The sequence below is a fragment of the Dyadobacter psychrotolerans genome (assembly GCF_004349265.1).
GTDB classification, from domain to species: domain Bacteria; phylum Bacteroidota; class Bacteroidia; order Cytophagales; family Spirosomataceae; genus Dyadobacter; species Dyadobacter psychrotolerans.
In genome coordinates this window covers 365,254-385,980 of the sequence record NZ_SMFL01000005.1, presented here as the reverse complement: position 1 = coordinate 385,980, position 20,727 = coordinate 365,254, and the positions used below count along the sequence as shown (strand labels likewise).

Annotated in this window: 9 protein-coding genes; 3 read left to right on the top strand and 6 right to left on the bottom strand. The window is 43.2% G+C overall.

Annotated elements, in window-relative coordinates; genetic code table 11:
- Positions 1-5: 5 nt before the first annotated feature.
- From E0F88_RS15900 to E0F88_RS15890, 3 genes are all read right to left on the bottom strand, one after another.
- Positions 6-1,415, bottom strand: a complete 1,410-nt coding sequence (locus E0F88_RS15900) for an aryl-sulfate sulfotransferase (protein WP_131959255.1) — start codon at positions 1,413-1,415, stop codon at positions 6-8.
- A gap of 503 nt (positions 1,416-1,918) precedes the next feature.
- Positions 1,919-3,487 (bottom strand): RagB/SusD family nutrient uptake outer membrane protein, encoded by a 1,569-nt coding sequence (locus tag E0F88_RS15895; RefSeq protein ID WP_131959254.1) that lies wholly within the window; start codon positions 3,485-3,487, stop codon positions 1,919-1,921.
- Positions 3,488-3,512: 25 nt separating this feature from the next.
- Positions 3,513-6,596: a SusC/RagA family TonB-linked outer membrane protein gene (locus tag E0F88_RS15890; protein ID WP_131959253.1), complete on the bottom strand. Its 3,084-nt coding sequence runs from the start codon at positions 6,594-6,596 to the stop codon at positions 3,513-3,515.
- A 311-nt stretch (positions 6,597-6,907) separates the two neighbouring features.
- Between E0F88_RS15890 and E0F88_RS15885 the strand changes: the two genes are divergently transcribed.
- From E0F88_RS15885 to E0F88_RS15875, 3 genes are all read left to right on the top strand, one after another.
- Positions 6,908-11,026, top strand: a complete 4,119-nt coding sequence (locus E0F88_RS15885) for a hybrid sensor histidine kinase/response regulator transcription factor (protein ID WP_131959252.1) — start codon at positions 6,908-6,910, stop codon at positions 11,024-11,026.
- An 84-nt stretch (positions 11,027-11,110) separates the two neighbouring features.
- On the top strand, positions 11,111-13,615 hold the full coding sequence (locus E0F88_RS15880; RefSeq protein ID WP_131959251.1) for a family 20 glycosylhydrolase: 2,505 nt from the start codon (positions 11,111-11,113) through the stop codon (positions 13,613-13,615).
- A gap of 180 nt (positions 13,616-13,795) precedes the next feature.
- A complete protein-coding gene (locus E0F88_RS15875; RefSeq protein ID WP_131959250.1) occupies positions 13,796-15,094 on the top strand; it encodes a BamA/TamA family outer membrane protein in 1,299 nt (432 codons plus the stop codon).
- Between the two features lie 59 nt (positions 15,095-15,153).
- On the opposite strand, the gene E0F88_RS15870 is transcribed toward E0F88_RS15875, so the two are convergent.
- The 3 genes from E0F88_RS15870 to E0F88_RS15860 form a co-directional block, all read right to left on the bottom strand.
- Entirely contained in the window at positions 15,154-15,657 is a 504-nt protein-coding gene (locus tag E0F88_RS15870; RefSeq protein WP_131959249.1) for a hypothetical protein, read from the bottom strand.
- Positions 15,658-15,815: 158 nt separating this feature from the next.
- On the bottom strand, positions 15,816-17,357 hold the full coding sequence (locus E0F88_RS15865; protein WP_131959248.1) for a RagB/SusD family nutrient uptake outer membrane protein: 1,542 nt from the start codon (positions 17,355-17,357) through the stop codon (positions 15,816-15,818).
- A 10-nt stretch (positions 17,358-17,367) separates the two neighbouring features.
- Positions 17,368-20,703, bottom strand: coding sequence for a SusC/RagA family TonB-linked outer membrane protein (locus E0F88_RS15860; protein ID WP_131959247.1), 3,336 nt, complete (start codon positions 20,701-20,703; stop codon positions 17,368-17,370).
- Positions 20,704-20,727 lie beyond the last annotated feature (24 nt).

The following is a 20,727-nucleotide window of genomic DNA, read 5'->3' as shown; positions in this document are numbered from 1 at the left end:
AGAAGTTACTGCGGTTTGGTAAGTTTAAAACCCGGCGTTTCTTCCAGTCTGTAAGGGTCTCCTCCTACCTGTATTTTCCATAAAACTTTTCCTTCCAGATCTGTAACCAGAAAAACACGCGGATCCGTAATGCAGTAAATCACTTTGTCATTTCCCATAAATTGGGCATTCCCCTTCGCTGTGCTGTAGTAATCCTTGTGTAAAGGAATATCCAGCTGTGTAACAGCAATTCTCGCTGTCGGATCAAGTTTAAAGGAAAGAGCGCGTGAGATTTCCTTTTTTACACCGTTATCCAAAATCATCAGATCACCTTTCTGGTTAATATGTGCAAAATGCTGCGCGCTGAAAAGCTGGTTATTGCTCAGCGGAAAATCGCCGTTCTCTCCCAATTTCCAGATGATCTTACCGGTCTGAAAATCAACTTTCCAAACCTGATTTAAATCCCTGAAAGAAATCAAAAAATCGCCATCTGCTTCTCTGAACACGGAATTAGCATGAACCCAATCCTTTTTATTTTTTAAAATCGCCGGATCAGACAACGGATCCAAATGATCCAGCATCGTCCATTCCCAAATTTTTTTCCCTGCCCTGCTAAAAACTACAATGCCGTCACCTTTCACTGTATCCTGTTTGATGCCGCCGGCTTTGGTCAGGTCAAAGATTTTTTTATCAAAAGTCAGAGCATAAATATTTCCGTCTTTATCTGTCCGGACTTCATGATGAACCATTTTGTCCATATCGCCTTTTCCTACCTGCAGATGCGTAAGCACCTTTCCTGAAAGGTCATATTCGATGATCTCATCACCTCCGGAAGAAGGGATCTTCTCAGCTCCCACAATGCATAGCACCGTTTTCTCCGGTGTCCAGTGTGACACCTTCACCCCTTTTTTGGACGGCTCATACCAGACAATATCTCCTTTGTGATTGATGATAACAGATGAGCCCGGTTCGGTTAAAATCTGCGTCAGAAAGAATTTACCTTCGATTTCTCTGGCAAAACTGCTGTCCAGATATTCAAGGGTAAAATAAGGCGTTGCCTGATAGATTGGCTTGGTTTCAAGTGGATATTTTTTACTCTTCGCCGATTGAGAGACTGTTGAGGCAACAACCTGGAAGGTGTAATTCGTCAGCGCTGTTGTGTTGACGATCCAGATCGTATGTTCAGTGGCTGCCTTCGATATTTTCGAATAAAGTGTGTCATTGCTGCGTGTCCAGTATTTCAGGTAAGCGTCACTATTGCGGTTGGTAGAAACATTCACTTTAAAACGAAGGCGGTTTTCAGGCAAATGAACCAGGTCAATTTTGTCTATCCGCAACGGAACAACCGCATTTTTAACTGCATCAAACTGCCAGAGAGCGAATGCCGACAACAGAATCACCGTAGCAAAAAATATTAACCTTTTTTTTAAAGACATATTTATCAATTTACCTTCATTTTGCTGATTCAGGGCTACCAACTTCAAGGGGTGAGTAATAGTAAAATCAGCACTGGTATTATTACGGTGCGCTAGACTTTTATGATCGCAGATTTTAGAGATTGTTTTCTACAAATATTACGTTGCGCTGCACCTTTTTTACTCTGATTTGATATTATTGAATTTCCATAGATTGCCAAAGTGAAAATTATTACGGTGCGCTGCACCTTAACGACCGCATACTTTGACAATCGTTTTCTACAAATACTTCGGTGCGATGCACCTTTTTTTACTTCGGGTTGATTTTTGATTTTCCCAAATTGCCAAAGCGCAAATAATTACAATGTGCCGCACCTTCTTCAATTTCACAATATTGTGAATTCACTGTAATGTAACAATTCCGTAGAGGCGCATAGCGCCGTAATATTTGTAGGAATAGAATTAAATCACCCTTTACAAAGGTGCAGCGCACCGCAATAAAATCACGGTGCGCCAACGATATTTTACTTCACTCTGCCCGCATTAACCGAAGCATCCATTGAAGTATTGCTTTGGATTTCGTTTTGAGGATATGGATAAACCGTATAATCGACATTATCCGAGTAGGTTGCAGCACTTCTCAGTGTTGGCAATACCTTTTCTTTGAATTTCAACAGCGGTGTAGCACCATTGGAAGCACTTTTTCCCCAGCGGATCAAATCATCTCTTCTTCTGCCTTCCATGAAAAATTCACGTCCGCGCTCTTCAAAAATTTTGTCACGAAGCGCCGCTTTTGTAGTAAAAGAACCCAAAGTCAGCTCCGATAACTTGCTTCTTGTGCGGATCTGATTTACCAGTGTAATACTTTCCTGATTTGGACCGTTCAGCTCGTTTAATGCTTCGGCCCTCATCATCAGCACATCGGCATAACGTAAAATTGTCACATTGTTAAAACCAGCGTAGTTGTAATTATTTACGTGCGGATATTTCAGGTTGTATATATAAGTAGCTGCCACGGTATCCGGCGCCGCTCCACCAAGCCCTCCGTATTGTTTTGGCACACTGATAACCTGTCCGTAAAGTGTTTTGAAAATTCCAGTCAGAAGATCTCTTCTTGCATCCGTTTTTTCAAAAGCAGAGTAAAATTGCAAATGGATTGGAAAACTTCCCCAGCCACGATTGTAATCCCAGGGCACAGAGTTAATCCCGAAACTGTTACTGTTAACCCCATAAGCACCGGCCTCATTTGAAGATTTTAAAACAAAGATAAATTCGTTGTCGGAACGGTTAGATGTGTTGTAAAGTGATACCACGCCACCTTCTGCTGTTGTTCTTAAATCATAATTTTTGTTCATGACTTCCAGGGCTTTGTCTGCCGCTTTTTGCCATTCACCGCGGCGCATGTACAAACGTACCAAAAGGGCTTTTGCCGTTCCACTGGTCGCTCTTGCGATTTCTGCCGGAGGATAACTTGCCGGAAGATTACTTTCCGCAAACTGCAAATCGGCGATCATTGCTTTTTCAACTTCTGCCTGATCGACCAAAGCAGGGTTTTCATCTGCTTCTGTAAATTTGGATGAAGATTTTAAAAGCAACGGCACATCACCCCAAAGTGAAGTGGCATCATAGTAACCCAGCGCTCTCAAAAACCTTACTTCTCCCAAATTTTGGTTTTGTACGGTAACCGAAGATGCATTGCCGATATAATTAACATTGCTGATCAGTTCTTCCGCTTCATTGGCACGTGAGATCAATCGAAAAACGCTTGTCCACACATTATTAATGACCGAATTAGAAGCGTCATAAGTAAGCTGGTCTATCTGCACACCCTGGCGCGCAGTCGGTGTAGTGGTGACCACATCCGCCGGATATTCATATAGCCAGTACAAATAGCCCGCATAATACCCAAAACCTCCGTTGTCTTTCAGGGCTGCGTAAACACCGCGAACAGCCTGCTCGGCGTGTTCAGGTTTGGTAAGTACGTTTTCATCATAAACCGAGAACGTTTCTTCCTCAAGGCCGTTTTCGCAGGCCACCACCAGAAAAAATCCGGACAGCAGGGCGATAGACAAAATATGATATGCTTTTTTCATCTCTGATTCGATTTATATTTTATGATTAAAATGTCAGCCTTCCGCCCAGTAAAAACATGGTACTTACCGGGTAAGCGTTAAAATCAAGCCCTCTGGCCACATTCCGGTTCTGCTGTGAATTGTTGACCAGGTTACCTACCTCAGGATCCAGACCAGAATAATTTGTGAACGTCAGCAGGTTCTGTGCATTTACGTAAATATCAAATCCTGCAATACCAATCGACTTTAAAACTGAGGAAGGCACTGTGTAAGTAAGCGTAACGTTTTTCAGCCTTACGTAATCAGAACTTTCAACGAACCGGGAATTGGTCCAGCCGCCATGAGTGTTACCATAAAAGCTGCGGGCAGGTATGGTTCCTTCAGGCGTTTCCGGCGACCAGGTATCAGTCAGAACGTCTGTCAGCGTATTTCCCTGTGTGATCGGGTTTAGCAAATCAATTTTTTGCACGTTTAAAAGCTTCCCTCCTGTTTGTCCTTGTAAAACAACATCCAGACTGAAATTTTTGTATACAAAATTATTGGTAAAACCCAGATTCACTTTCGGCACACCCGTTCCCAATACTTTACGGTCATCTGCATTGATAATTCCGTTTCCGTCCAAATCCACAAATTTAGGATCACCGGCTTGTGCATTTGGATGGGTTGTTTTTAGTGCAGGATCGTTTTCCTGCAAAATTCCGTCATAAATATACCCATAAATCGCTCCGATAGGCTCTCCTACGCGGATAATAAACGGACTTTCAAAATTCGCTGCACCGTCTGGCTTAAAGCTTCCGACATAAATATCAGAATTGTTTGAGCCGAGCGATTTCACTTTGTTTTTATTCATGCCAAATGACACCGTGCTGTTCCACTTGAAATCCTTGTTGTTGATATTGACTGTTTGAAGGGACAATTCCAAACCTTTGTTTTGAACCTGACCTGTGTTGCCAAAACGTGTCTGAAAACCAGTTGACGGCGAAATACTTCTGTCCAGCAAAAGATCATCTGTGTTTTTGTGATAATAATCTGCTTCCAGAATCAAACGGTTTTTGAAAAAACCGACGTCAATACCAAAATCCCAGGCAGCCGTCTGCTCCCATTTAAGATCCGGATTTGAGATTCTTGTTACTGCAATTCCGCTTACCGTTGTTACCCCGTCAAAAGTATACTTGGTCGAATTGTCAGCTGCATAAGTTGCCAGCGAAATTCCTGAACTGATCCGGTCGTTACCAGTGATACCGTAACTTACACGCGCTTTACCCGAAGACAGAAACCCAAGATCTTTCAAAGCATCTTCTTCGCTGAATTTCCAGGCGAAAGCCGCTGACGGGAAATAACCCAGTTTGTGATTGCTTCCAAAAACAGAAGATCCATCGATCCGGTAGGTTCCTGTGAAAATATAGCGATTATTAAAATCATAATCCACGCGTCCAAACCAGCTTTTACGTTTCACCTGATTTTTACCCGAATAGGCGCTAAATTGCTGTGCGGTCGCCAGGTTGTTATAACCAAGATCGTCGCTACTGAAATTGGTAGCTGTTAATCCGGTTTCTTCGTAAGTGTAATTTTGTAAGTTGTAACCCAGCAAAAGTTTAACCGAGTGATCTCCTTTTTTCAGATCGTAGTTCAGGGTCGGGTTAAAGATCAGATCCAGCTCATCTGTATTTGTTACAGTCGCCAAACCTTTTGTAGCAATTGCATTCGGCACAGTCGACGGAGCGAAGTAGCGGAATTTCCCTTTGTTAATATCAGCACCAAAATCAGATTGCAGAAGCAGTCCTTTTAAAATTTCATATTTGAGAGAGAAATAGCCATTGGTGCGGTAAGAAAGATTTTCTCTGTCTTCTGCCTGTACAAAATGCAGCGGATTTCGCGCATCACGCTGTGGTGGTACGGAAGGATCAAATGTGGAAGCCGGATTGGCTTTCAGCACCTGCTTTAAAAATCCGTTGATCGTTGAAGGCGCCAGCGGCAAGTCATTTTGAATACCATAGTTTCCAAAAACGCGGGCTGTCATTTTGAATTTATCATTGATACTGTGATCAACATTGACCCTGCCGCCAATTCTTTTAAAATTAGAATGAACAATGATCCCTTCCTGGTTCATGTAATCGAAACTCGAAAAAATCGACGTTTTATTGCTTCCGCCTACGAAACTTACCGAGTGATTCTGCACCGAAGCGGTACGAAAAAGCTCATCCTGCCAGTCGGTACCAAGCAAACCTCTTTGCAATGTATCCAGTCGTGAAGGTTTATAAGGAGCCAGGTTGCCATCTAATCCCGCCAGTTTGTTGATACGCACTGCGTAATCATACGGACCAGCCAGATCAAACCGGTTTACTACCTGCTGTACCCCGAAATAACTGTGCAAGGTCAGTCTGCTTGCTTTGTTAGAACCACTCTTCGTAGTTACCAAAATAACTCCGTTTGCACCCCGTGCTCCGTAAATCGATGTGGAAGCGGCATCTTTCAAAATGGTAATGGAGGCGACGTCCTCCGGATTAAGCGAATAACCCACCTGCGCGCTGACAGGAAATCCGTCGATCACATATAAAGGTTCGCTATCTGCGTTCAGAGAATTCGTTCCCCTGATGCGGATCGAAAGTGCAGCTCCCGGCGTACCGTTGTTCTGGCTTACCTGTACACCGGCTGCGCGCCCCTGTAAAAGATTAGCCATCGAAAGGGACGCTTTATTGAGATCCTCAGAATTCAGCGTGACCGCGGATCCTGTAAAGTTGCTTTTATTTTTGCTGCCATAACCTACTACCATCACCTCATCCAGCGAAGTAGCGTCCGTTGCCAGCTGCATGTCAATTTTTGATTTTCCACCAACAGGAAGTTCAGCGGTATTGAAGCCGAGACTGCGAAAAACAAGCACAGCCTTATCATCCACGATCAGACTATACTTTCCGGAAGCATCGGTACTTGTACCATTTTGCGTTCCTTTTTCTAATACATAAACGCCCGGCAAAAGCTCCCCTTCCCTGGAGGTTACAGTTCCGCTCACAGTGATTTTTTCCATACGGATATGCAGAGGGCCTGCCGAAGCCGCGTACCCACAATACACCGGTAACCCCAGTATGGCAAGCAGTAAAATGTTTCGTAAATTTTTGGTAAATAGTATCATCACTTTAATTAATGGTTGATCCGATAAACGGTAAAAAAGTTGTGGAAAAGGGCAGCTTTCGAAGCTAACTGGAATTTTTGAAAGGTTTGACCATCAGGTGTCAGGTAATATTCGATAAAGTTACCCCGGAGCCATTCAGGGCTGTGTTCCAATAGTCCCGATTGTTGGTAAATTAGTCCGCATCGTAGTTTTTTAGCATATTTGAAGAAGAATTCAATTGCGTTTTTTGAAATTACAAATAAATTCTAACCCGAAATCGTAATTTCAGGAATTAAAAAATGGCAAAACGAGGCGTTTAGGATATTTTCAATATGAGATATTGTTCATTAGTTTATTTATCAGTTTTTCTCTCAAATTTCATTTTCGCACAATCCGGCAACGTCAGATTTTTACATATTGGCATCAATGAAGGGTTGTCCCAAAGTACGGTCCGATACGTTTTTCAGGATAAAAAAGGGTTCATCTGGTTTGGCACAAAAGACGGGCTCAACAAGTACGATGGGTACAAGGTTATTGTTTATAAGAAGGACATTCGTGACAAAAACAGCCTGAGCTCAAATGATATCAAATGCATCTCGGAGGACTCGGAAGGAAAACTCTGGATTGCAACCTGGGAAGGTGGTGTGAACGTATTTGATCCAAAACTTGAAAAATTTGCTCACTACCGAAAGGGAAATCCAACGGATCCTCAAAGCCTGACAAGTGATTATATTGAATGTATTTATGTAGACCGCCAGGACAACGTATGGATTGGTACGGAACTGGAGGGGCTGGACATTTATGACCGGAAGAAAAAGCGTTTTTTTCACTATGCACACAACCGCAGTAAACCCAATGGGCTGACGGGCAATAATATATCGGCCATTAATCAGGACAAAAATCAAGATATCTGGATTGGGACAACAACCGGCCTGAATCTCTTTGACAAAAAAACAAACACCTTCAAACCCTTTCTTCACGAGCAAAACCGGCAAAATGCCTCTCCTTACAATAACATCAAATTTATCTTTGAAGACAGCCGTAAAAATTTCTGGGTTGGCACCTATGGTGGCGGACTGAGCCAGCTGGACAGAAAAACGGGCGTTTTAAAATCCGTCTCCATGGACGGGCTCAGCAACGATGTTCTGTTGTCTGTCACAGAAGACAACCAGGGAAATCTTTGGCTGGGTACAGAAAATGACGGACTGATCATTTTTAATCCGCCTACCGGAAAACTGACAAAATACCATTACGACGACGGCGACCAAACCACCATCAGCAGCAATACAGTCAACTCTGTATTAAAAGATGCAATGGGCAATATTTGGCTGGGAACACTCAACGGCGGGGTAAACCTGATCAATACCAGCGCAGGCAAGTTCAGTCACTATCGCCACCAGCAGGGCAGGAACAGCCTGAGTAATAACATTGTCAATTATATCTTCGAAGACTCTAAAGACTTGCTTTGGATCGGAACCGATGGCGGCGGGCTAGACCGGCTTGACAGAAAAACAGGACTTTTTAAAAATTACAGACATATTGCGGGGAATCCCAATTCCATTTCCGGAAACTATGTTTTAAGTGTTGCGGAAGACGCTAGCCATGATCTTTGGGTGGGCACCTGGGGTGAAGGTGTGACGGTTTTTAACCCTGAAAAAAATTCCTACCGGCACTACCGACACGATCCGTCGGATTCCAAAACGATTGGCAGTAATTATGCATTTTTTATCTTTAAAGACAGCCAGAATCAAATATGGATAGGAACTTATGGAGCCGGTCTTGAACGCTATAATCCGCAAACCGACTCTTTCATCCACTACGCCCATGATCCCAAAAACCCCAATAGCCTGGCAAGCAACAACATTCTCAGCATCACAGAAGACAATAACGCGAACCTGATTATCGGAACGGATGGGGGCGGTTTAAATATTCTTGATACAAAAACCGGCAGCTTTGTTTCTTACAAACACTCGGAAGACCCAAACAGTCTGAGCAACAACAGCGTTTCTTCTGTTTGGATAGATAAAAACAAAAATATCTGGGCAGGCACCAATTATGGTCTCAACAAACTGGATAGAAAAACCGGAAAAATTACGCATCTGTTTTCCGCAGACGGACTTCCCAATGACGTGATTACCGGACTGCTATCGGACGACCGCAATTTGTGGATCAGCACTACCCGGGGACTGGCTAAATATGATTTTGGTAAAAAATCCTTTGAAAATTTCACGCTTACTGACGGGATACAAGGTTATGAGTTCAAAGGCACAGGGACATGGAGTAGAAATGGCCTGATGTACCTGGGCGGATTCAGGGGTTTTAACGAGTTTAATCCAAAACAAACCAAAACCGAGCGCCGGGACCCTTCAATTGTTTTTACCGGCTTTCAGATTTTCAATAAGCAGGCAGCTGTTTCAAAAGAAGGTTCACCTTTAAAAGAAAGCATTAATTCGGTGAAAGAAATTATACTTTCCTATGCCGAGTCGGTTATAACCTTTGAGTTTGCCGCTCTGAATTATGTCAATAAAGAAAAGATACAGTATGCTTACATCCTCGAAGGTTTTGATAAACAATGGAACCGCATCGGAGCAAAAAACAACGTCACCTACACCAATCTTGATCCCGGATCCTATACGTTTAAAGTGAAAACGGTTTGGGATAAAACGGATTCCTCAGGTAAAATCGCAGAAGTAAAAATTGTGGTGACACCGCCATTCTGGAAAACATGGTGGTTCCGGCTACTTATGCTTCTGGCAATAACAGGTGCGATTTTGTATATTTTTTACAGACGTGTTGCCTCCATCGAGCAGCGCAACCGATTGCTGGAAGAGGTCGTTGCGAAAAGAACGTTTGAGCTGAAAGAAGCAAACCAGGACCTCGAATCCAGTAATCATACCAAGGATCGTTTCTTTTCAATTCTCGCCCATGACCTCAAAAACCCGGTCGCAGCGCTTTCGGGCATTTCGGATCTGTTAAAAGAAAAATTTCCGCAGCTTAGCAGTGAAGATGTTTACAGTTACATTAGCGATATTAATAAAAGCTCAAATTCAATACAGGATCTGCTGATCAATTTGCTTGACTGGGCAAGAACACAGACCAATAATATTGTTTACACGCCATCGAATTTAAATCTGTATGAGCTGGTAGTCAAAAATCAATTACTGATCGAGCAGCAGATAAAACGAAAAGGCATCCGGTTTTCAGTACAGGTAAACCCGCTGCATACAATTTTTGCCGATCCGCAAATGATCGATACCATTATCCGTAACCTGTTGAGCAACAGCATAAAATTCACGGCGTCTAGTGGTCAGATAAGTATTCAGTCGCACGAAGAAGAAGAGAAAATCCAAATTTTATTTAAAGACAACGGAATTGGCATGTCCGCACAACAGGCTAAAAATCTGTTTGATACAAAAAAAACGAGCATTGCCAACGGAACCGAAGGAGAAACCGGTACTGGTCTGGGTCTGGTGATCGTAAAAGAATTTATTGAAGCCAACCAGGGCTCGCTTGAAGTAACAAGTACGCCTATGCAGGGGACAATTTTTACCATAGCTCTTCCAAAAGCAAATGCAACCGTTGCAGCAAATAAATCAGCCCTGGCATTTGAAAAAGATGAAAAACCAGCAAATCAAAATGGCAGTGAAAGTTTATCCCTGGAAAAACTGGAAGCGCTCAGAGGAAAACGAATTCTGATCGTAGATGACAACAGCGAAATCCGATCATTTCTCAAACTGCTGTTATCGGATATTTTTGAAGTTTCTGAGGCTACCAACGGTGCAGAGGGAATTGAGCAGGCAACAAGATCTCAGCCCGATGTGATCATTTCCGATATGATCATGCCGGTTATGAACGGACTGGAATTTTGTCAAACTATCAAAACCGAAGCTAATACAAGCCATATTCCTGTTATTTTGCTTACAAGCCAGGCAAATGATCAAAGTCAATTGTCAGGTTATGAAGCCGGTGCGGACAGTTATCTGCTTAAACCCATCCGGCAGCATCTGCTTTTTCAGGTGATCTATAATTTCATTCGCAGTCAGGAAAACATACGTCAGAAATTTGAACAATCGGAAGACATTTACCCGAGTGATCTTGAATTTAACAAACCGGACAAAGAGTTTCTGGACAAAATAGTTGCATTCGTTGAAGAGAATCTCTCGGACCCGGAGCTGGATCACAAAAAGATCGGTGAGCTCACCAGTCTGAGCCGGACAGTTCTATATGCCAAATTCAAATCACTGACTGGTCAGGGTGTGCATGATTTTATCAAATCAATCCGGCTGAAAAAGAGTTTGAAACTTTTGCAGGAGGGCCGGCTTAACATCAATCAGATCGCCTACGAGGTTGGTTTTAACACGCCTTCCTATTTCTCAAAAAGTTTTATCAAACAATATGGAGTATCTCCATCTGAATATTTGGCAAAATTAAAAAATGCTTCCCAATCTTAATTTTTCCATCTTAACGGGACAGAATTATGCTCTTTTGGGATTATTGGAACACAAGCAGCGGTGGGCAGCAGGTAATTTTGGAGTATGAATTACAAGATCCGATTGATACAGCTTTGTCTGCTTTTAAGTTTCAGTATTGCCTGTTGTTCAGCCCAAGACGTTAGGCTGACCTATAAAATTCAACTCAAAGCGGCTTCGCCTATGCGTACTGCCGTGTTAATTACCAATTCCGGAAAAGAAAGCCTGCCTGCGAAAGGTTGGAACATCTATTTCAACTCATTTAAAAGACTGGTAGACGAGAAAAATCCCGACTTCACGATAACGTCCATTCATGGTGGCTTGTACAGATTATCTCCAACTGAAAGTTTTGCCTCTTTACCTTCAGGAGCAAGCCGTGAAATTAAAATCACCGCGGAGGATTCAAGAAACATTTCCGACATGCCCCTGGGCTTCTATATTGTATGGGACAAAAATCCTGAAAAAGGCTATTCCTTAACCAATACCGACCCCGGTTATATCAGCGCTATTCCGTCCGAACCGGAGTTTGCTGCCAAAATTTTTTCTCAGAATACTCAGTTAAAAGATCTTCCTGCTCCACAAAAAATCCTTCCCACGCCAGTAAAGTATGAAGAAAAAAGCGGTGTGTTTCGACTCGATTTTTCTGCCAAAATTGTTACTGACGCTTCTTTCAGCAAGGAGGCAAATTTGCTGGCAGCTGATTTGGAAAAATTATTGGGACGCAAACCTGCTGTTCTGCCAAAATCAACCGGCAAGGTAATTATCCTGCAAAAAGCGCATTTACCCGAAAATACTTATCAGCTATCCGTTAATTCGGATAAAATAACAATCACTGCGTCCACAGCTACGGGCATATTTTACGGAATGCAGTCCTTAAAAGTACTAATGCCGCCCAAATCGTGGGCTGTTAAACAGTCTTTCATCAACATCCCGGCTGTTGAAGTGACAGATTCACCCAGATTTGAACATCGCGCCCTTCTGGTTGATGTTGCGCGTAATTTTATCAAAAAAGAAGAAATTCTGAAAACTTTGGAAGTGATGGCTTTGTATAAAATGAACGTGTTGCACTTTCATTTTAGTGACGACGAAGGCTGGCGGCTTGAAATACCGGGCTTGCCCGAATTAACTCAGGTTGGCTCACAGCGTGGCCATACACTCACCAGTGAAAAATACCTTCCACCAACCTACGGCTCGGGTCCTCAGACTGGCGTTAGTTCAGGCAGTGGATTTTATACCAGAAATGATTTTACTGAAATACTTCGTTTTGCCAAGCAACGCCATATTCAGGTCATTCCTGAAATTGAATCGCCCGGGCACGCCCGTGCAGCGATCATGTCCATGGAAGCGCGTTACAAAAACCTTTCAGCCAAAGGTGAAAAACAGGCCGCCGAAAAATACAGACTTGCAGATCCACAGGACCAATCCACTTACCGCTCCGTTCAGATGTGGAGAGATAACGTCGTTAATGTGGCACTGCCATCGGTTTATAATTTTATGAAAAAAATTACCGACGAACTTGTGCTGATGTACAAAGAAGCAGATGCGCCGCTGACAACGATCCATTTTGGCGGTGATGAAGTTCCGGCAGGCGTATGGGAAAAATCTCCCGCAGTAAATGAGCTTCTTGCAAAAGATAAGTCAATTGAAAATGTTGACGGACTTTGGAAGTATTATTTTTCAAAAGTGCATGAAATGTTAAAATCCAGAAACCTTTACATGTCGGGATGGGAGGAGATTGGCATGAAAAAAGTTCTTAAAAATGGCAAAAAGAGAATGATTGAGGACAGCACGGTCGCTGACCGGAATTACCACGCCGATGTGTGGAACAACCTGCTTGGAACAGGAGCTGAGGATCTTGCCTACCGGATGGCCAACATGGGATATAAGATTATTTTGTCCAACGTGACCAATAACTATCTGGATATGGCCGCTAACAAAAGTTTTCATGAGCCGGGTATGTTTTGGGGTGGATATGTAGATATCGACAAACCCTATTATTTCATTCCATACAATTATTACAAAAACAGTAAAGAAAATCTGGATGGAGATCCAATTGCTGCCAACGCTTACGCAGGCAAACAGCAACTAAGTGTAGCGGCCAGAAAAAATATTACCGGTTTGCAGGCGGCGCTTTGGAGTGAGACCATCGCTACACCGGAACGATTCGAGTTTATGCTTTTACCCAAAGTAATAAGCGTAGCGGAAAGATCCTGGGCAAAAGATCCCGAGTGGGTCAGTGAGCTGGATACTACTCAAAGCAAGGTGTTATACCAAAAAGCATGGAATGCTTATGTCGCCACGCTGAATCAGCGCGAGATGCCAAGACTTGATTCCTACTCCGGCGGGTTCAACTATCGTATTCCCACCCCTGGTGTACTGATAAAGGATGGTAAAATATTTGCCAACAATCAATCTAAAAACCTAAAAACCCACTACACAACCGATGGCAGTGAACCTACTGTTAAAAGTGCATTGTATTCCCAACCCTTAACTTCCAAAGGCAATTATCTTTTCAGAACATTCAACGAAAAAGCAAGAGGCAGCCAAACTATCCGCGTTGTTTTTGAATAACGATTAAAATCCAGCTTTTCAGCTCCCAATGACTTCTTGGGACGCTGCCGGACATTTCCGTGAATGCTTTCGTTTTTATTGGTGTTATGCCATGCAGGTGTAAAGACTACATCTTGGACACACGTTTCGCAGCCAATCTGCCTGACAAATCCGGTAAAATAGTTTTGAAACACACAGATAATGAATTTGAGTCCCGGCAGTAAAATAATAAAGTGTAATTCGAAGCTGCTTCCAGAAAAAACACGCCGGGTATTGACTTTTCTCATGCTGTTTGCCGGCAGCCTTCCCTGTCTGCTGTATGCGCAAAGTCCCGGAAATGTGATTGAACGCGATTCTACTATAAAAGGCGACACAAGCAAATTGCTGGATTTGGTAGATGTAGGAAAAAGATTGTTACACATCCGGATCAGAAAACCGGAACCAACAGAGGGCAAAACGATTTATTTTTCTGCCCTTCCTTTTTCTACACAGGTTCCCGGCGGCGGAGCGGCGCTGGTAACTTCCACAACTGCCGGTTTTTATCTGGGTGACAGGGAAGACACTTACATGTCGCGAGTCACTTTTACCCCTTACTGGAACTTCAAAAAGCGTTTCGGACTTCCGATCCGGTCTTACATTTGGCTAAGGCAGAATCGCTGGGTAATCAGCGGAGACACACGGCTGATGGTTTATCCTCAGTATACCTGGGGCTTGGGGAGACAATTTGAAGAAGACGATAAACTTTTGGTCAATTATTCTTACCTGCGTTTGTATCAGCAGGCTCTCAAACGATTGTCGCATGGATTTTTTGCAGGAATCGGCTATCATATCGATTACCGTATGCGGGTAAGAACCAATCCGGAAGATCCTCTTCTGGCAGACTATACCGGCTATCCTTACGGGACCGCGCAATTAAGTAATAGCTTTTCCTCCGGTTTAAGTTTTAATGTTTTATTCGATACGAGAAACAATACAATCAACCCGCTGGACGGATATTATGTAAGTTTGCAGTACCGTGTGAACCCTCCTTTTTTGGGCAATGAAGATTTATGGAAGTCGGTTTATGTTGATTTTCGTAAATATATCCGCTTCAATCAAACTGCTGATCATAAACAAAATATGCTGGCGGTTTGGTCTTATCTGTGGAAGGCCATGGGTCACAAAGTACCTTATCTGGATTTGCCCAGTATAGGATGGGAAGATTATAACCGGTCGGGTCGGGGTTTTGACCAGAACCGTTACCGTGGACGAAGTCTTTTTTATGTGGAGGCTGAATACCGCCGCGATATTACAAGCAACGGTTTTTTAGGATTCGTCATTTTTGCCAATGCCAATACGGTAAGCGGCCCGAAAAGCACATTCCTGATCAGCTGGAACCCCGGAGCCGGTGCAGGTTTACGCATTAAAATGAACAAGCGTTCAGGGACAAATATTGCGCTGAATTATGGTTTTAGTAAAGATTACAGGGGAATCAAACTCACGCTTGGGGAAGTATTTTAAGACAAAAGCCACCCTGCCCTATTACGGACAGAGTGGCTTAGACTTTATTGAACTACGAATTAATTTCCGTTATCCTTTTTAGTGGCTTCATTTTGGTAGTTCCCGGTTTTTCCCGTTTTATTTTTAGTATTCTTGGGAGCGGATCCGCTTCCTTTTTTCACTTCTGAATCCGGCTGCGTTTTATTGATCGGTCCCTGAGAAATATTAATGGTTTCTTTTCTGGTTTTCTTTGGCGGCGATGTAGCCGGGCTTGACTGCGAAGTTTGTGCCTGAGCTGATGCGCCTGAATTACCCACTACCCCGCCTTTGCTCACCTTACCATCCGCATTTTTTGTGGCAGCCCCTGCATTTGTTGCTCTACCTTGTTGTGTGGCGGTATTTACTTTTGAATTGGCAGGCTGATGCGTTCCGTCATTTGTTTTGCGGGCGCCTGTGGTTGTTCTTTGCTTGGTAGTATCTCTTGTACTCTCGTTCGGGTTTGTAGAAATTGTCGTTTTTTGAGCAAACGCCCCTCCGGTTAAAAGTAGAGAGAAAATTCCGATATAAATGACTGACTTTTTCATGATAATTAAATTTAAGGTTTTCATATTTGGCGTAATAGGTTACAGCTCCTTAAATAATTGTTCCAGCAGATTATAGGAATTTTTACATACAACAAAAATAAACCGGCTGCATTTACTATAAGTAAACACAGCCGGGAAGGTATAAGGAGAATCAGGAATTAATATCCTTCATTTTGGTACATCTTTTCAGGATTAAGCTTAACCTCATCAAACGGAATCGGATAATACCGGTCCTTTTTACCAAAATTGATCAGTTTAGCTATTCCAAAGTCAGCTTGTTTTTTGGATTTAAAATAAGCTACCAGTTCGTCTGTTGTGAAGCTACGCAACAGGTCAAACAAACGGTGGTTTTCAAATGCAAGCTCAACGCGGCGCTCATGCAGAATCGCAAGTTTTAGTGTTGGATATTTAGCTGTATAAGCCGCATTTGTTTTCATCACATCATATTTTGGCATACCAGCTCTTTCTCTGACCTGATCCAGGAAGCCAATCGCCGCAGCTGCATCTCCCAGATACATATTCACTTCCGCCAGCATCAGGATAACATCTGCATAACGAATTAATATCCAGTCATTTCCGCCATAACCATTTGTTGTTGCTGCTGCACTTGCATCACGAAATTTGGTGATAAAATAGTCTTTAACAATGGCGTCATTCGCATATTTGATCGAAAAGGTTTTTCTCAGATCCGTTTCTTCATAATCCAAAACCAGATCAGGCGTTACATTTCCACCTGCACCGGTTGACGTAAAAGGAGAATTAATCGTCTCGCCCTTTGCCTGGTTATTTCTGGCAATTGCAGAAGAAAAGTTGATATCTCCCTGACGGTTCACAACCTGGAAAATAATTTCCGGACAGGTTGACTTCTTGGCTACATCAAAAACATCTGTATAAGGAATTTCTTTTAATAAACCGAACGAGCGCAGGTTATAAGCGGCAGTCAGATAAGTCTTCGCCTCATTAAGATTTGCCGTGCGGCCAGCCTGGTCCAAAGTCGTAGCCATGGTTAGATAAACCTGGCCTAAAAGGGCGTTTGCAGCCGCCTTTGTAACTTTTCCTTTTGTTGCTGCGGTTTGCACATTAGGCAAAGTACTGCCCACTGCATCTTTCAAATCTGCCACAATTTGCTGGTAGACTACCGCCTGTTTTTCACGGGCTGTACTTGCCTGCACCTCTGCAATCGTCGTCAACGGTTTGGTCACCAAGGGCACATCACCCCATTTACGAACCAAATGAAAATAAGTCAGTGCCCTGATAAATTTGGCTTCTGCTTTGTACTGCTCTTTCAGATTGTTATCTGTAAAAGTAACCTTCTCAATTCCGTCGAGAACCTGGTTGCTCCTGGAAATACTTTGGTATAAGGCAAGCCAGTGAGATTTCAAATAGGCATTGCTTGGCAGCAGCGAAAAATCATTAAACTGAAACGGCTCTCCGGCATTTGACTGGTTATCGTTTCTTCCGGTATTATCAGAACGTTCTTCGTTAAATAATGCACTTGTCTCTCCAATTCCGTTACCACTTCTCAGCGACTGATAAATCCCGTTCAGCGCAGCGAGCACATCGCTTTCTGTCCGGTAATAGGTATCATTGGAAACCGCATTAGGATCCCGCAGGTCAATAAAGTCAGACGAACATGAACTCATAATGGCGAGTCCTGCCGCAGCCAGAAGGCTTGTTATTTTAAATTTATAGCTAAACATATTTCAGAAATTAAAATGTGATACGGGCGCCGATGTTGTAAGCACGGGCGAGCGGATATTTTCCATAATCAACACCTGGAGTCAGGTTGGCTCCGTTGTTGTAATCCACCTCCGGATTGTAGCCCAGATATTTAGTTACCGTGAAAGCGTTGTCAACACTTACATAAAGTCTCAGCTGACTTACCGCATTTTTACTTAGTCTGGCGATTTGTGCTACATTATATCCAAGCGTGATGTTGGTACAGCGCAGGTACGAACCATCCTGTAAGTAAAAAGAAGAAAGACGTGTGCTGTTGCTTTGCGTTCCTCCACGGGCAGCACGGTAAACTTTCCCATCGCCTGGCTCTGCTTCTGAACGATAACGATTTAAAACCTTAGCATACTGGTTACCCGATCCTTCCATGTTGTAGATGTAATAATCCTGGCCATCAAGCACCTGGTTTCCCTGACTTCCATTAAAGGAAGAAGTAAAATCAAACTGTTTATAGCTGGCTGAAACTGCAAATCCGTAGGTAAATTTTGCATAAGGAGTACCGATCACATCTTTGTCTGCATCGTTTACAACACCATCTTTGTTCACATCTTCAAAGTAAAGATCACCAGGACGAAGCGGGTTGGTTGATGCGGTTGAGCGCGCAGGTCCTTTCAAAACGTAACCAGCAGGATACGATTGTGTTGCCGAATTATAAACGGCATTATCCGCAGCCAGATTTTCCATATCCGATTCTCTTACCATGCCTTTGACCTTGAAGCCATAGAACATTCCGATTGGCTGACCTTCACGGGTGATGTGTGTCAGGTACGAGCGCTCAGCACCAGTGCTGTAAATTGTACTCGCACCACCCATATTCAAAACCTTGTTGCGGTTTAAAGAAAAATTACCGGTGATATTTAAACTCAAATCCCTTTTTGAAATAACACGGGCATCAGCCTGGATATCAAACCCTGTATTCTGAACTTTGGAATCTCTTAAATTCGTCAAAATCGTAGATGTCCCTGAAATGGCAGACAATGGCTGATTAAACAGAAGGTTGTAAGAGCGGCTCAGATAGTAGTTGCCAATGATCGAAAGACGATCATCGAGCAATCCCAGATCCAGACCCACATTGTATTGAGAAGTAGACTCCCAACCCAGATTCAGATCCTTGATACCTTCGGCCCACATGGCTGTGTTAACCGAGCTGTTTCCAAATACGACGCCGCCAGGAGCCGCCATTGTTTGCAAAAAGGCGTAATTACCAATGTTGTTGTTTCCGCTCAGACCCCAGCTTGCACGAAGCTTCATCGTTGAAGCTTTTCCAAGCAGGTCATGGTAAAAAGATTCATTAGATATATTCCAACCTGCTGAAACAGAGGGAAAATTACCCCATCGGTTATTCGGACCAAAACGGGAAGAGCCATCGGTACGGAAAGAAGCAGTCAGATAATATTTGTTATCAAAATTATAAACCGCTCTGGCCAGATACGAGATCAGTGTCCAGTCTATTTTTCCTGTTCCGGAATTTAATGAGAAGAATGTCGCATCAGCTCCTTTTCCTGTGATTTCCTCAATACGGTCATTTTGAAAACCTCTTGAAGTTACTGCGATTAGGTCACGGTTGTTTTCCTGAACCGTGTATCCCACAAGTCCGTCAAAATTATGCTTGCCCAAAGTCTTTTTATAATTCAGTGTAAACTCGGCCAGTTTGTCGGTTTGCATGATCGTTTGTGCAACAGCATTTGCAGCTGCAATCGCCTGGGCTGATCCCGGAGGATTTGCACCGCTGCTCAGACTCGTTGGCGTGTAATACTCATACTTTTCATTATAAGTCTGCATACCAAGGTTTACCTTGAAATTCAAATCCTTGATGATTTCGAAAGTTGCAAAACCGTTATAGGTACCGCGCTGACCTTTTCTGTTGATATGCGTTTCGGTGGCCAATGCTACCGGGTTTTCAATCGACTGATATCCGTATCCTGCACTCAGTGCAGCCGCCTCATTTTTAGCCAGACTGCCATCTTCATTATATGCTTTAAAAATTGGCATATAAACCAATGCACCAAGAATTGGCCCCTGATTGAAACGTCCTTCCTGAACCTCACGGTTGGCATTAGACGTAAATGACAGGTTTGCTCCGACTTTCAGCCTTTTGTTAACATCGGCATCAATGTTTGCCCGGAAGTTTGTTCTTTCCTGTTTGGTACTGAGAATAATCCCCTGCTGGGTCAGATGTCCTCCGCTAATTGCGTAACGCAATCCCTTTTGCCCGCCGCTGAATGTGATATTGTGACGATTCACTGGTGCATTGCGATAAAGCTCATCCTGCCAGTCTGTATCATATTTTGGTGTGATCAATTTCTGGTTAGCAAAATCGTACAGATCTGTCGGTATACTCACCGTACCGGCATTTCCTACGTTTTTTATTCTGGTAGCATTGTCATCGGAATAATTCGCATCCGTCCAGGCTTTCCCGCCGTTCACCATCAGATCGCGGTAGCTGTTGTTACGGCCATCGATCATTATTTGTCCAAATTCCGAAGAATTGAGCATATCGATTTTTTTGCTCAGCTGATGCACACCGAACTGGTAATCATATTCCAGCTTTCCTTTGCCTTCTTTACCCCTTTTGGTTGTAATCAAAACAACACCTCCGGCAGCACGTGACCCATAAATGGCCGCAGAAGCTGCATCTTTAAGAATATCAATAGACTCGATATCATTGGGATTGATAAAAATATCCGTCCCGGCAGGATAACCATCCACAACATATAAAGGATCCGAACTCGCATTGACTGAACCTACTCCCCTTACACGTATTTTAGTTCCTACATAAGGAGCACCACTTACCTGTGAAATCTGAACACCCGCCACTTTTCCTACCAGAGCCTGCCCTAGTGTTGGTGTTGTGAGGTTAAGCTCTTTTGCCTTTACACTTGAAATCGCTCCGGTCAGATCACTTTTACGCATGGTCTGATAACCCACTGCAACTACCTCGTTGAGCATCAAAGCATCCTGTTTCAGCTGAATCTGAATTGAGGATTTATCTGATACCACGACTTCCTGCGCTATAAACCCAACGAAAGAAAAAACCAGCGTGCTTCCCTGATTTGTTTCAATCGAAAATTCTCCGTTAACATCCGTCACCGTTCCGCTGCTGTTATTTCCCTTTTCAAGAACCGTTACACCAAACAGCGCCTCTCCGCTTTCGTCAATTACCCTGCCCGTCACCTTCACTTTCGGCGCACGTTTACTCTCAGCGATTACAGATTGATTTTTAACCGGTGCAGCCCAAATAAATGAACCCGGACTAAAAACCAAAGCACCGGCAATCATCACTGGAATTACAGGTAAAAGTAGTTTCTTCATAAAACTTTTTATTAGATTAAAACA